Origin of the sequence: Streptomyces sp. 6-11-2 (assembly GCF_006540305.1) — a bacterium.
Taxonomy (GTDB): domain Bacteria; phylum Actinomycetota; class Actinomycetes; order Streptomycetales; family Streptomycetaceae; genus Streptomyces.
On the sequence record NZ_BJOR01000001.1, the window covers coordinates 3,213,466 to 3,225,833 of the forward strand.

14 protein-coding genes are annotated in these 12,368 nt (G+C 71.7%); 7 read left to right on the top strand and 7 right to left on the bottom strand.

The features are described from left to right. Window positions 1–47: 47 nt before the first annotated feature. From nhaA to TNCT6_RS40820, 4 genes are all read left to right on the top strand, one after another. Complete coding sequence (gene nhaA, locus TNCT6_RS13790) at window positions 48–1,490, top strand: Na+/H+ antiporter NhaA (RefSeq protein ID WP_141359655.1); 1,443 nt, start codon at window positions 48–50, stop codon at window positions 1,488–1,490. A 120-nt stretch (window positions 1,491–1,610) separates the two neighbouring features. Next, the gene (locus TNCT6_RS13795) at window positions 1,611–2,105 is read left to right on the top strand and encodes a phage holin family protein (RefSeq protein WP_141359656.1); all 495 of its coding nucleotides are present in this window, start codon (window positions 1,611–1,613) and stop codon (window positions 2,103–2,105) included. Then, a complete protein-coding gene (locus tag TNCT6_RS13800; RefSeq protein ID WP_141359657.1) occupies window positions 2,102–3,052 on the top strand; it encodes an alpha/beta fold hydrolase in 951 nt (316 codons plus the stop codon). The genes TNCT6_RS13795 and TNCT6_RS13800 overlap by 4 nt, the downstream gene beginning before the upstream one ends. A 127-nt stretch (window positions 3,053–3,179) precedes the next feature. After that, entirely contained in the window at window positions 3,180–3,359 is a 180-nt protein-coding gene (locus TNCT6_RS40820; protein ID WP_141359658.1) for a hypothetical protein, read from the top strand. 21 nt (window positions 3,360–3,380) lie between these two features. Here TNCT6_RS40820 and TNCT6_RS13810 read toward each other — a convergent pair whose 3' ends face one another. From TNCT6_RS13810 to nth, 3 genes are all read right to left on the bottom strand, one after another. Next, window positions 3,381–4,580, bottom strand: coding sequence for a MarP family serine protease (locus tag TNCT6_RS13810; RefSeq protein ID WP_141359659.1), 1,200 nt, complete (start codon window positions 4,578–4,580; stop codon window positions 3,381–3,383). Window positions 4,581–4,679: 99 nt separating this feature from the next. Beyond that, complete coding sequence (locus tag TNCT6_RS13815; RefSeq protein WP_141359660.1) at window positions 4,680–5,384, bottom strand: CoA pyrophosphatase; 705 nt, start codon at window positions 5,382–5,384, stop codon at window positions 4,680–4,682. A 70-nt stretch (window positions 5,385–5,454) separates the two neighbouring features. After that, window positions 5,455–6,399: an endonuclease III gene (nth, locus tag TNCT6_RS13820; RefSeq protein ID WP_141359661.1), complete on the bottom strand. Its 945-nt coding sequence runs from the start codon at window positions 6,397–6,399 to the stop codon at window positions 5,455–5,457. Between the two features lie 308 nt (window positions 6,400–6,707). Here nth and TNCT6_RS13825 point away from each other — a divergent pair, with 308 nt between their 5' ends. Further along, the gene (locus TNCT6_RS13825; protein ID WP_100568471.1) at window positions 6,708–7,382 is read left to right on the top strand and encodes a Crp/Fnr family transcriptional regulator; all 675 of its coding nucleotides are present in this window, start codon (window positions 6,708–6,710) and stop codon (window positions 7,380–7,382) included. An 83-nt stretch (window positions 7,383–7,465) separates the two neighbouring features. On the opposite strand, the gene TNCT6_RS13830 is transcribed toward TNCT6_RS13825, so the two are convergent. From TNCT6_RS13830 to TNCT6_RS13845, 4 genes are all read right to left on the bottom strand, one after another. Further along, on the bottom strand, window positions 7,466–8,296 hold the full coding sequence (locus tag TNCT6_RS13830) for an MBL fold metallo-hydrolase (protein ID WP_141359662.1): 831 nt from the start codon (window positions 8,294–8,296) through the stop codon (window positions 7,466–7,468). Window positions 8,297–8,339: 43 nt separating this feature from the next. After that, entirely contained in the window at window positions 8,340–9,209 is an 870-nt protein-coding gene (locus tag TNCT6_RS13835; protein WP_141359663.1) for an NUDIX hydrolase, read from the bottom strand. Between the two features lie 71 nt (window positions 9,210–9,280). After that, window positions 9,281–9,745: a RidA family protein gene (locus TNCT6_RS13840; RefSeq protein ID WP_141359664.1), complete on the bottom strand. Its 465-nt coding sequence runs from the start codon at window positions 9,743–9,745 to the stop codon at window positions 9,281–9,283. Then, the gene (locus TNCT6_RS13845; protein WP_009189813.1) at window positions 9,742–9,900 is read right to left on the bottom strand and encodes a DUF4177 domain-containing protein; all 159 of its coding nucleotides are present in this window, start codon (window positions 9,898–9,900) and stop codon (window positions 9,742–9,744) included. The genes TNCT6_RS13840 and TNCT6_RS13845 overlap by 4 nt, the downstream gene beginning before the upstream one ends. A gap of 106 nt (window positions 9,901–10,006) precedes the next feature. On the opposite strand from TNCT6_RS13845, the gene TNCT6_RS13850 reads away from it, so the two are divergent. Continuing rightward, window positions 10,007–10,984 carry an ArsA-related P-loop ATPase gene (locus tag TNCT6_RS13850; protein ID WP_141359665.1) on the top strand — a complete coding sequence of 326 codons (978 nt, stop codon included), beginning with the start codon at window positions 10,007–10,009 and terminating at the stop codon, window positions 10,982–10,984. Then, on the top strand, window positions 10,981–12,357 hold the full coding sequence (locus tag TNCT6_RS13855; protein WP_141359666.1) for an ArsA family ATPase: 1,377 nt from the start codon (window positions 10,981–10,983) through the stop codon (window positions 12,355–12,357). Before TNCT6_RS13850 ends, TNCT6_RS13855 begins: the two co-directional genes overlap by 4 nt. Window positions 12,358–12,368: the final 11 nt, after the last annotated feature.

Sequence of the window (12,368 nt, forward strand, 5' to 3'; positions counted from 1 at the left end):
AGTCTGGTCGGCATGTGTTCCGTCATGCCCACCGACCGGAGGTTCCCGTGGCCGCGCCCCGCACCGACACCCCAGCCCGCAAGTTCCTGGGACGTCTGTCCCTGCCCGAGCGGAACTTCGTGGCGGACGCGCTGCGCACCGAGACCGTCGGTGGTGTGATCCTCCTCCTCGCCGCGGTCGCCGCCCTGCTCTGGGCGAACATCCCCGGCCTGCGCGGCAGCTACGAGAGCGTCGGACACTTCCACCTCGGCCCCGCCTCCCTCGGCCTGAACCTCTCCGTGGAGCACTGGGCCGCCGACGGACTGCTCGCCGTCTTCTTCTTCGTCGCCGGGATCGAGCTCAAGCGCGAACTCGTCGCCGGAGACCTCAAGGACGGCAGAGCCGCGATCCTGCCGGTGATCGCCGCGCTGTGCGGCATGGCGGCACCGGCCGTCGTCTACGCCCTGACCAACCTCGTCTCGGACGGCTCGCTCGGCGGCTGGGCGGTGCCGACCGCGACGGACATCGCCTTCGCGCTCGCCGTGCTCGCGGTCATCGGCACCTCGCTGCCCAGCGCCCTGCGCGCCTTCCTGCTGACGCTCGCCGTCGTCGACGACCTGTTCGCGATCCTGATCATCGCCGTCTTCTTCACCGGAAACCTGAACTTCGCCGCGCTCGGCGGCGCGGCGGCCGGTCTCGTCGTCTTCTGGCTGCTGCTGCGCAAGGGCGTGCGCGGCTGGTACGTGTACGTGCCGCTCGCCCTGGTCATCTGGGCGCTGATGTACAACAGCGGCGTCCACGCCACCATCGCGGGCGTCGCGATGGGCCTGATGCTGCGCTGCGCCCCCCACGAGGGCGAGAGGACCTCCCCCGGCGAACGCGTCGAACATCTCGTACGGCCCCTTTCGGCCGGCCTGGCGGTGCCGCTGTTCGCCCTGTTCAGCGCGGGCGTCTCCGTCTCGGGCGGGGCGCTGGCCAACGTGTTCACCCGGCCCGAGACACTCGGCGTCGTCCTCGGACTGGTCGTCGGCAAGGCGGTCGGCATCTTCGGCGGGACCTGGCTCACCGCCCGCTTCACCAAGGCGTCGCTCAGCGAGGACCTGGCCTGGGCCGACCTGTTCGCCGTGGCGACGCTCGCCGGGATCGGCTTCACCGTCTCCCTGCTCATCGGCGAACTGGCCTTCACCGGCGACGCGGCGCTCACCGACGAGGTCAAGGCATCCGTCCTCGCCGGCTCCCTGATCGCGACGATTCTGGCGACCGTCCTGCTGAAGATCCGCAACGCCCGGTACCGGAGGCTGTGCGAGTCCGAGGAGCGGGACGACGACCTCGACGGGATCCCGGACGTCTACGAGCAGGACGACCCCGCCTATCACCTGCGCATGGCCGAGATTCACGAGCGGAAGGCCGCCGAGCACCGCCGGCTCGCCGAGGAGAAGACCGCCGAACAGGACGGGCGGCTTGCCGAAGTGCCGGGCAGGGCAGGCGAGCAGGACGGCGGTCCGGCATGATCTGACGGGACGGTACAAATGACAGGAGCGTTCCCAGTCGGGCAGAAGTCAGGCAGCGGCAGCAGCCGGACAGAGACCGGACGGAACCAGTCCCGAGTCAGGCAGGAGAGGAAGACCGCGATGAGTGCACCCGACGGCAACCCGGTCGGCACCGAACGCAGCATCGGCCAGCTGTTCGCCACGGCGACCACCGAGATGTCGGCACTGGTGCACGACGAGATCGCGCTGGCCAAGGCCCAGCTGAAGAAGGACGTGAGGCGCGGCCTGGGCAGCGGCAGCCTGCTGAGCCTGGCCGGGGCGCTGCTGCTGTTCTCCCTGCCGATGCTCAACTTCGCGCTGGCGTACGGCGTTCACACCTGGACCAACTGGAACCTGGCCCTCTGCTTCCTGGTGTCCTTCGGGGCCAATTGCCTGATCGCCGGCGTACTGGGGGCAATCGGTGTGCTCCTCGCGAAGAAGGCGAAGAAGAGCCAGGGCCCGCAGAAGGTCGCCGCGTCCATGAAGGCGACGGCCGGAGTCCTCCAGAAGGCCAAGCCGCACCCGCGCCCGGAGCCCGCCGCCCTGGAGGACCGCTCCCCCGCGGCCATCGAGGCTGTGGCACGCTCGACCTCATGACGGAGCCCGCCACCCCTTCGACGCAATCGACGCCGGTCGTCCGGATCGCCCTGCCCGGCGGCAGGAAGGTGACGCACCGGGACGTCGCGGCCAACGGCGCCCGTTTCCACATCGCCGAGCTCGGCGATGGACCGCTGGTCCTGCTGCTGCACGGCTTCCCGCAGTTCTGGTGGACGTGGCGGCACCAGCTGGTCGCCCTCGCCGACGCGGGCTTCCGGGCGGTCGCGATGGACCTGCGCGGCGTGGGCGGCAGCGACCGTACGCCCCGCGGTTACGACCCGGCCAACCTCGCCCTCGACATCACCGGCGTGGTCCGCTCGCTCGGCGAGCCGGACGCCGCCCTGGTCGGCCACGACCTCGGCGGCTACCTGGCGTGGACGGCGGCCGCGATGCGCCCCAAGCTGGTACGGCGGCTCGCGGTCGCCTCGATGCCGCACCCCAGGCGCTGGCGTTCGGCGATGCTCGGGGACGTCCGGCAGACGGCGGCGAGTTCGTACATCTGGGGGTTCCAGCGGCCCTGGATCCCCGAGCGGCAGCTCACCGCCGACAACGGCGCCCTGGTGGCCCGGCTCGTACGGGACTGGTCGGGGCCGCGGCTGCCGGACGACGAGGCGGTGGAGACGTACCGCCGCGCCATGTGCATCCCCTCGACGGCGCACTGCTCCGTCGAGCCGTACCGCTGGCTGGTGCGCTCCCTGGCCCGGCCCGACGGCATCCAGTTCTACCGCCGGATGAAGCGGCCCGTGCGCGTGCCGACGCTGCACCTGCACGGCTCCCTCGACCCCGTCCAGCGCACCCGCAGCGCGGCCGGCTCGGGCGAGTACGTCGAAGCCCCCTACCGCTGGCGCCTCTTCGACGGCCTCGGCCACTTCCCGCATGAAGAGGACCCGGTGGCGTTCTCGACGGAGCTGGTCAACTGGCTGAAAGACCCCGAGCCGGATCGGTGACCCGGCCGACGCGCCCGGTATCCGAACGTGAGCGGCTGTCCTGCGAACTGCCAATTGCCCGGCGCATAGGCCAATTGGGGAGTCCGCGGGCGGTTATCGACCTTGGGGCGGGGGCAGACGTCCCGGTATGGGCTGGACGCACGACTACAACGACGTAGCACGCACCCGCCGTTCGGTGAGCGGTCCCAACTCCCATCAGCGCGGAGCTCCGCAGCTGACGGACACGGACCCACGGGTGGGCATTCCCCGCATCCTGCGCCGCCGAGCGCGCTGGGTCTCAGTACGCCTGCGTCACAGCCGCGGCTGACCCGGCACCGGCGGGCCCGGCCTACAGGGCGCAGTCGTCGCTGCCCACCTGCTGGTTCGCGGTACGACCCTGCGCGATGTCCTGCTGGATCTCGTCGATCGTGAGCGCGTAGCCGGTGTCGGCGTCGTCGAGGGACTTGGCGAACACCACGCCGTACACCCTGCCGTCGGTCGTGAGCAGCGGCCCTCCGGAGTTGCCCTGGCGCACGGTCGTGTACAGCGAGTAGACGTCACGGCGCACGGTGCCGCGGTGGTAGATGTCCGGGCCGCTGGCCGTGATGCGCCCGCGTACACGCGCGGCACGGACGTCGTACGACCCGTTCTCCGGGAAGCCGGCGACGATCGCGCCGTCGCCGCTGCGCGCGTCCGTGCCGGTGAACTTCAGGACCGGCGCCTTCAGGTCGGGCACGTCCAGCACGGCGATGTCGCGGTGCCAGTCGTACAGGACGACCTTGGCGTCGTACTTCCTTCCCTCGCCGCCTATCTGAACGGTGGGTTCGTCGACCCCGCCCACGACGTGCGCGTTGGTCATGACGCGGCGGTTTCCGAAGACGAAGCCGCTGCCCTCCAGCACCTTGCCGCAACTGCGCGCGGTGCCCATGACCTTGACGACGGACTGCTTGGCGCGCAGGGCCACGGCGCTGTTCGCCAGCGCCGGGTCCGGGGGCTGTACGTCGGTGATGGGCTCGTTGGCGAACGGGCTGAAGACCTGTGGGAAGCCGTTCTGCGCGAGGACGGAGGTGAAGTCCGCGAACCAGGTGTCGGCCTGGGCGGGCAGCACCTCGGAGACCCCGAGCAGCACCCGGGAGTTGCGCACCTCCTTGCCCAGCGTCGGTATCGTCGTGCCGCCGAGGGCCGAGCCGATCAGCCAGGCGACCAGCAGCATGGCGGCGACGTTGACCAGGGCGCCGCCGGTCGCGTCCAGGGCGCGGGCCGGGGACCAGGTGATGTAGACGCGCAGCTTGCTGCCGAGGTGGGTGGTCAAGGCCTGGCCGACCGAGGCGCAGACGATCACGACGATGACCGCGACGACGGCCGCGGTGGTGCTGACCGGCGTGTTGTCCGTCATCGCGTCCCAGATGACCGGGAGCGTGTACACGGCGAGGAGTCCGCCGCCGAGGAAGCCGATCACCGACAGGATGCCGACGACGAATCCCTGGCGGTAGCCCACGACCGCGAACCACGCGGCGGCGATCAGCAGCAGGATGTCCAGCACGTTCACCGCGTCGAGCCTCGCCTCATCATGTTCCGATCACCCCAGGTCGGCCTGTGTCCTCCTGGAGTTCCGCCCCCCGGCAGCACCGACGCGGTGCCCACCCTGTCACGACCGCCAGTCGAGCGGGACCTGCTTGCCGCGGTCCCAGGGCCGCTCCCAGCCCGCGTAGTGGAGCAGGCGGTCGATGATCCCGGCGGTGAAGCCCCACACAAGGGCCGATTCGACCAGGAATGCCGGACCTCGGTGGCCGCTGGGGTGGACGGTCGTGGCCCGGTTGTCGGGGTTCGTGAGATCCGCCACGGGCACGGTGAACACGCGTGCGGTCTCCGCCGGGTCGACGACACCGACCGGGCTGGGCTCGCGCCACCAGCCGAGCACGGGTGTGACGACGAAGCCGCTGACCGGGATGTACAGCCGGGGCAGCGCACCGAACAGCTGGACGCCGTCCGGCTCGAGCCCGGTCTCCTCCTCGGCCTCGCGCAGCGCGGCCCGCAGCGGGCCGTCTCCCTGCGGGTCGCCGTCCTCGGGGTCGAGCGCCCCGCCGGGGAACGCCGGCTGGCCGGCGTGCGAGCGCAGGGACCCGGCCCGCTCCATGAGCAGCAGCTCGGGTCCGCGCTCGGCCTCGCCGAAGAGGATCAGGACGGCGGACTGGCGCCCCGCGCCGTCCTCCGGCGGCAGGAAGCGGCTCAGCTGGACCGGCCGGACCGTCTCGGCCACGCGCACGACCGGCCCGAGCCAGCCGGGCAGCCCCTCCGTGCTGAGCGCCACCGAGCCGCCCTGCGTCCCGCTCGCCTCACTCGCCCGCGTCATCGCCACCCCCGTTCCCCTCGCCGTCCTGCCGTGTCCAACGCCCGATGGCATCTAGATCGTTCCGCCGGTGTCATCCGGCCCCCAGTGGCGGTGCCGGCTTACCGCCCGCGTCCAGGTAGGACTGCGGCGGCTTGAGGCGCTGGCCCGGGAAGCCGCCCTTCTCGTACTTCAGCAGCTTCCCCGCCTTCTCCGGGTCCGTCTCGCCCTCGCCGTAGGCCGGGCAGAGCGGGGCGATCGGGCAGGCACCGCACGCGGGCTTGCGGGCGTGGCAGATACGGCGGCCGTGGAAGATCACGTGGTGCGAGAGCATCGTCCAGTCGCTCTTGGGGAAGAGCGCGGCCACGGCGGCCTCGATCTTGTCGGGGTCGGTCTCCTCGGTCCACTGCCAGCGCCGCACCAGCCGCTGGAAGTGTGTGTCCACGGTCAGTCCGGGCCGTCCGAAGGCGTTGCCGAGGACCACGAAGGCGGTCTTGCGGCCGACGCCGGGGAGCTTGACGAGATCCTCCAGCCGCCCGGGGACCTCGCCTCCGAACTCCTCCGTCAGCGCCTTGGACAGGCCTATCACCGACTTGGTCTTGGCCCGGAAGAAGCCGGTGGGCCGCAGGATCTCCTCGACCTCCTCGGGGTTCGCGGCGGCGAGGTCCTCGGGGGTGGGGTACCTGGCGAACAGCGCGGGCGTGGTCTGGTTGACCCTCAGGTCCGTCGTCTGGGCCGACAGGACCGTGGCGACCAGCAGCTGGAAGGGGTTCTCGAAGTCCAGCTCGGGGTGGGCGTAGGGGTACACCTCGGCGAGCTCGCGGTTGATCCGGCGGGCCCGGCGGACCAGGGCCGTGCGCGGCTCGTTCTTCGGCGGTTTCGGGGCGAGCGTCTTCGCCGGCGCGACCTTCTTGACGGCGGCGCCGGCCTTCTTCGGCGCGACCGTCACCTTCTTCGGGGCCACGGCCTTCTTGGCGGGGGCCGTCTTCTTCTGAGGTACTGCCTTCTTCACGGGTGCCCTTTTCGCCGCTTTTGCCATGTTCGTTCCATCGTCGGGCCCTTGTTCGCCCACAGCGGAATCCTCACGTACAACCACCCGCCCAGCCCCCTCGGCCTGCGCTCTCACCGGCGATTTGGACACCCGGCCAGCCTAAAGCCCGGCACCGACATCCGCTCCGGACCCCGGAGATCGGACCCCGATTGGCCCCCTGCCGCGTAAACGGGCACACGTGTGCGGCATCCTTGTGACAGATCACACTGTTTGGACCGTCCGGCAAAATGGGGAACACGGACCCCTGGCACACGGGGGAGCAAGATCCTCTGAGCAGGTCGACAAGGAGAGAACTCGTGGACGACGTTCTGCGGCGCAATCCGCTCTTCGCGGCGCTCGACGACGAGCAGGCCGCGGAGCTCCGCGCCTCCATGACGGAGGTGACACTCGCACGAGGCGACTCGTTGTTCCACGAGGGCGACCCGGGCGACCGGCTCTACGTGGTCACCGAGGGCAAGGTCAAGCTGCACCGCACGTCCCCGGACGGCCGCGAGAACATGCTGGCCGTCGTGGGCCCCGGTGAGCTCATCGGCGAGCTGTCGCTGTTCGACCCTGGCCCGCGCACCGCGACCGCGACCGCGCTGACCGAGGTCAAGATGCTGGCCCTCGGCCACGGCGACCTCCAGCCCTGGCTGAACGTGCGGCCCGAGGTGGCCGGCGCCCTGCTCCGCGCCGTGGCCCGGCGCCTGCGCAAGACCAACGACCAGATGTCGGACCTGGTCTTCTCCGACGTCCCGGGCCGTGTCGCCCGTGCACTGCTGGACCTCTCCCGCCGCTTCGGCGTGCAGTCCGAGGAGGGCATCCACGTGGTGCACGACCTCACCCAGGAGGAGCTGGCCCAGCTGGTCGGCGCCTCCCGCGAGACCGTGAACAAGGCCCTGGCCGACTTCGCCCAGCGCGGCTGGCTCCGCCTGGAGGCCCGCGCGGTGATCCTGCTGGACGTGGAACGCCTGGCGAAGCGCTCGCGCTGACCCGTCCGCGGTCCTGTGGGCCCCGTTCCCGGCCGGGACGGGGCCCTCGTCGTCGGCAGCGAGACGGGGCTCGTCGTCGGCCGTCAGATGAGGCCGTGCTCCCGGAGGTACTCCAGCTGGGCGCGCACCGAGAGCTCGGCCGCGGGCCACAGGGAGCGGTCCACGTCGGCGTACACGTGCGCGACGACCTGGGACGGGGTCCGGTGGCCGGACTCGACGGCCGTCTCGACCTGGGCGAGCCGGTGGGCCCGGTGGGCGAGGTAGAACTCGACGGCGCCCTGGGCGTCCTCCAGGACGGGTCCGTGGCCGGGCAGGACCGTGTGGACGCCGTCGTCCACCGTGAGAGACCTGAGCCGCCGCAGCGAGTCCAGGTAGTCGCCCAGACGGCCGTCGGGGTGCGCGACGACGGTCGTGCCCCGGCCCAGGATCGTGTCGCCGGTGAGCACGGCGCGGTCGGCCGGCAGGTGGAAGCAGAGGGAGTCGGCGGTGTGGCCGGGGGTCGGTACGACCCTCAGCTCCAGCCCGCCCACCTTGATCACGTCACCCGCGCCCAGGCCCTCGTCGCCCAGCCGCAGGGCCGGATCGAGCGCACGCACGCGCGTGCGGGTCAGCTCGGCGAAGCGGGCGGCGCCCTCGGCGTGGTCGGGGTGGCCGTGCGTCAGCAGGGTCAGCGCGATCCGCTTGCCCGCCTCCTCGGCGGTGGCGACCACCTGGGCCAGGTGACCCTCGTCCAGCGGCCCGGGGTCGACCACCACGGCCAGGTCGGAGTCGGGCTCCGAGACGATCCAGGTGTTGGTGCCGTCCAGGGTCATGGGGGACGCGTTGGGCGCGAGGACGTTGACGGCCCGCGCGGTGGCGGGGCCGGCCAGTACACCGCCCCGGGGCTGACCGGGGAGCGCTGCTGCGTCCGTCATGCGAGAGGGCCTTCCTCGACGTCGGCCGGGCGGGAGCGGCGGCTCACGCGCGGGCCGTGCCGCTCGGGATGTGCTGGGTGAACTCGTCGTGCCCCGGCCAGGTCAGGACCACCTCGCCGTCCACCAGGCGGGCCCGCGCGAGCACGGGGGTCAGATCGCGGGACCGTGCGGCGGTGAGCGCCTCGGCGGGGCTGCCGCAGGGCATCAGCTGGCGCAGGGTGGCGATGGTGGGCGGCATCATCAGCAGCTCGCCCCGGTCGTACGCGGCCGCCGCCTCCGCGGGCGCGATCCACACCGTGCGGTCGGCCTCCGTGGAGGCGTTCCGGGTGCGCTGGCCCTCGGGCAGCGCGGCCACGAAGAACCAGGTGTCGTAGCGGCGGGACTCGAACTCGGGGGTGATCCAGCGGGTCCAGGCCCCCAGCAGGTCCGAGCGCAGGACCAGGCCCCGGCGGTCCAGGAACTCCGCGAACGACAGCTCACGGGCGACCAGGGCGGCACGGTCGGCCTCCCAGTCGGCGCCCGTGGTGTCGCCGACGACGCTGTCCGCGCCGGGTCCGGCGAGCAGGACACCGGCCTCCTCGTACGTCTCGCGGACGGCCGCGCAGACGATCGCCTGGGCCGCCTTCTCGTCGACGCCGAGCCGGTCGGCCCACCACGCGCGCGAGGGCCCCGCCCAGCGGACGTGGTGGTCGTCGTCACGGGGGTCGACGCCACCGCCCGGGTACGCGTACGCGCCTCCGGCGAAGGCCATGGAGGCGCGTCTGCGCAGCATGTGCACCGCGGGGCCGGAAGCGGTCTCCTTCAGGAGCATGACGGTGGCCGCGCGCTTCGGCGTGACCGGTGTCAGGCTGCCGTCCGCGAGCGCGCGGATACGGTCCGGCCATTCCGGGGGAAACCACTGCCCATTCGCCATGGGCGGAGGCTATCCCGTGGTGAGCGAATGTTCGAGAGGTGGCCGAGGTCAGAGCCGGTTCCGGGCTCGGACTACGGCTCCAGCTCGACCTGGATCTCCACCTCGACAGGCGCGTCCAGCGGCAGCACCGCCACGCCGACCGCGCTGCGCGCGTGCACGCCCTTGTCGCCGAGGACCTCGGCCAGCAGCTCGCTGGCGCCGTTGACGACGCCCGGCTGCCCGGTGAAGTCCGACGCCGAGGCGACGAAGCCCACGACCTTCACCACGCGCGCGACACGGTCCAGGTCGCCCGCGACGGACTTGACGGCCGCCAGGGCGTTCAGCGCACAGGTGCGCGCCAGTTCCTTGGCCTCCTCCGGCGTGACCTCCAGGCCCACCTTGCCGGTGACCGGGAGCTTGCCCTCCACCATCGGCAGCTGGCCGGCGGTGTAGACGTACACGCCGGACCGCACCGCGGGCTGGTAGGCGGCCAGCGGCGGCACGACCTCCGGCAGCCTCAGACCCAGCTCCGCCAGCCTCGCCTCGACCGCGCTCATGCCTGCTTCTCCCGCTTCAGGTAGGCCACCAGCTGCTCGGGGTTCGGTCCGGGCACGACCTGGACGAGTTCCCAGCCGTCCTCGCCCCAGGTGTCCAGAATCTGCTTCGTGGCATGGACGAGCAGCGGCACGGTTGCGTATTCCCACTTGGTCATGTGGCCGACTGTATCCGCTGCCGCCGGCGGGCCTCGGGCCGACCACGACGCCGGTTGTCCACAGCCTCCCGCGTGACCCGAGCGCGGACTGGTTAGTCTCGAATACGTGAGCAGGCTCCAGGTCGTCAGCGGCAAGGGCGGGACCGGAAAGACGACGGTCGCCGCCGCTCTCGCGCTGGCCCTGGCCACGGAGGGGAAGCGGACGCTCCTCGTCGAGGTCGAGGGCCGGCAGGGCATCGCACAGCTCTTCGAGACGGAAGCGCTGCCCTACGAGGAACGGAAGATCGCCGTCGCTCCCGGGGGCGGGGAGGTGTACGCGCTGGCCATAGACCCCGAACTGGCCCTGCTGGACTACCTCCAGATGTTCTACAAACTGGGCGGTGCCGGCCGGGCCCTGAAGAAACTCGGCGCGATCGACTTCGCCACCACCATCGCGCCCGGACTCAGAGACGTCCTACTGACCGGCAAGGCGTGCGAGGCGGTGCGGCGCAAGGATCGCGGCGGACAATTCATCTACGACTACGTCATCATGGACGCACCGCCCACCGGGCGCATCACCCGCTTCCTCAACGTCAACGACGAGGTGGCGGGCCTGGCGAAGATCGGCCCGATACACAATCAGGCCCAGGCGGTGATGCGGGTGCTGAAATCGCCCGAGACCGCCGTGCACCTGGTGACGCTGCTGGAGGAGATGCCGGTCCAGGAGACCGTCGACGGCATCGCCGAACTGCGCGCCGCCCGGCTGCCGGTGGGGCGCACCATCGTGAACATGGTGCGCCCGCAGGTGCTGGACGCGGGCGACCTGGAACTCGTACGGACCGCGTCGCGCACCGCGCTCGCCCGGTCGCTGTCCTCCGCCGGGCTCGGCGGGGCGCGGCGCGGCCAGAACGCCGAGCGGCTGGTGGGTCCGCTGCTGGAGCAGGCCGAGGAGTACGCCGAGCGTTACACGCTGGAGGAGGAGCAGCGGTCCGTGCTGAGCGAGCTGGGTCTGCCCCTGCACGAACTGCCGCTGCTCGCCGAGGGCATGGACCTGGCGGGCCTGTACGAACTGGCGACCGAGCTGCGGAAGCAGGGGATGTCATGAGCCCGGACCCGGCACCCGCGCGGGAGACCACGCGCACCTCCGCCCCCGCGCACGACGGTGTCCGTCATCTGGCGCCCACGCGCGCGCTCGAGGTCGACCCGCTGCTCGACGACCCGACGACGCGGATCGTGGTGTGCTGCGGCTCGGGCGGGGTCGGCAAGACCACCACCGCGGCGGCGCTCGGCCTGCGCGCCGCCGAGCGCGGCCGCAAGGTGGTCGTCCTGACCATCGACCCGGCCCGCCGGCTCGCCCAGTCCATGGGCATCGACTCCCTGGACAACGTCCCGCGCCGGGTGAAGGGCACCGAGGGCGAGGGCGAGCTGCACGCCATGATGCTCGACATGAAGCGCACCTTCGACGAGGTCGTCGAGGCGCACGCGGACCCCGAGCGGGCGGCCGCGATCCTGGCCAACCCGTTCTACCAGTCGCTCTCCGCCGGCTTCGCGGGCACGCAGGAGTACATGGCGATGGAGAAGCTGGGCCAGCTGCGGGCCCGGGACGAGTGGGACCTCATCGTCGTCGACACCCCGCCGTCCCGCTCGGCCCTGGACTTCCTGGACGCGCCCAAGCGGCTCGGTTCCTTCCTCGACGGCCGGCTGATCCGGCTGCTGACGGCCCCGGCGAAGCTGGGCGGGCGCGCGGGGATGAAGTTCCTGAACGTCGGGATGTCGATGATGACCGGCACGCTCGGCAAGCTGCTGGGCGGTCAACTGCTGAAGGACGTCCAGACGTTCGTGGCCGCGATGGACACGACCTTCGGCGGCTTCCGTACCCGCGCGGACGCCACGTACAAGCTGCTCCAGGCGCCGGGAACCGCGTTCCTGGTGGTCGCGGCCCCGGAGCGGGACGCGCTGCGCGAGGCCGCGTACTTCGTGGAGCGGCTGGCCGCGGAGAAGATGCCGCTGGCCGGTCTGGTGCTCAACCGGGTGCACGGCAGCGGTGCCGGTGACCTGTCGGCCGAGCGGGCGCTCGCCGCCGCGGAAAATCTTGAGGAGTCCCGCATTGTGGATCAGCGGGACGGGAAAGCTGGACTTCGTAACTCTCCCGCAACGTACGGCAGTTCAGACTCTCTCGCTGCTCATCCCGATTCCGGTGCGCCTCCCGCGGACCCCGAGGCGCCCGCCGACGACGACTTCGAACCGGAGCCGTCCGTCGACCAGGTCACCGCGGGCCTGCTGAGGCTGCATGCCGAGCGCATGCAGCTGCTCTCCCGTGAGCAGCGCACGCGTGACCGCTTCACGGCCCTGCATCCCGAGGTGGCGGTGGCCGAAGTGGCCGCGCTGCCCGGGGATGTGCACGACCTCGTGGGACTGCGGGACATCGGAAACCGGCTCGCGGAACACCGCCACGAGCTGCCCGAGCCGGGCGCCTGACGCGCGCCCGC

Coding starts and splice junctions, on each gene's coding strand:
- TNCT6_RS13795 (WP_141359656.1), top strand. CDS start 1,611: ATGAGTGCACCCGACGGCAACCCGGTCGGCACCGAACGCAGCATCGGC.
- TNCT6_RS13800 (WP_141359657.1), top strand. CDS start 2,102: ATGACGGAGCCCGCCACCCCTTCGACGCAATCGACGCCGGTCGTCCGG.
- TNCT6_RS40820 (WP_141359658.1), top strand. CDS start 3,180: ATGGGCTGGACGCACGACTACAACGACGTAGCACGCACCCGCCGTTCG.
- TNCT6_RS13815 (WP_141359660.1), bottom strand. CDS start 5,384: ATGACGCGGGCGAGTGAGGCGAGCGGGACGCAGGGCGGCTCGGTGGCG.
- nth (WP_141359661.1), bottom strand. CDS start 6,399: ATGGCAAAAGCGGCGAAAAGGGCACCCGTGAAGAAGGCAGTACCTCAG.
- TNCT6_RS13830 (WP_141359662.1), bottom strand. CDS start 8,296: ATGACGGACGCAGCAGCGCTCCCCGGTCAGCCCCGGGGCGGTGTACTG.
- TNCT6_RS13835 (WP_141359663.1), bottom strand. CDS start 9,209: ATGGCGAATGGGCAGTGGTTTCCCCCGGAATGGCCGGACCGTATCCGC.
- TNCT6_RS13840 (WP_141359664.1), bottom strand. CDS start 9,745: ATGAGCGCGGTCGAGGCGAGGCTGGCGGAGCTGGGTCTGAGGCTGCCG.
- TNCT6_RS13845 (WP_009189813.1), bottom strand. CDS start 9,900: ATGACCAAGTGGGAATACGCAACCGTGCCGCTGCTCGTCCATGCCACG.
- TNCT6_RS13855 (WP_141359666.1), top strand. CDS start 10,981: ATGAGCCCGGACCCGGCACCCGCGCGGGAGACCACGCGCACCTCCGCC.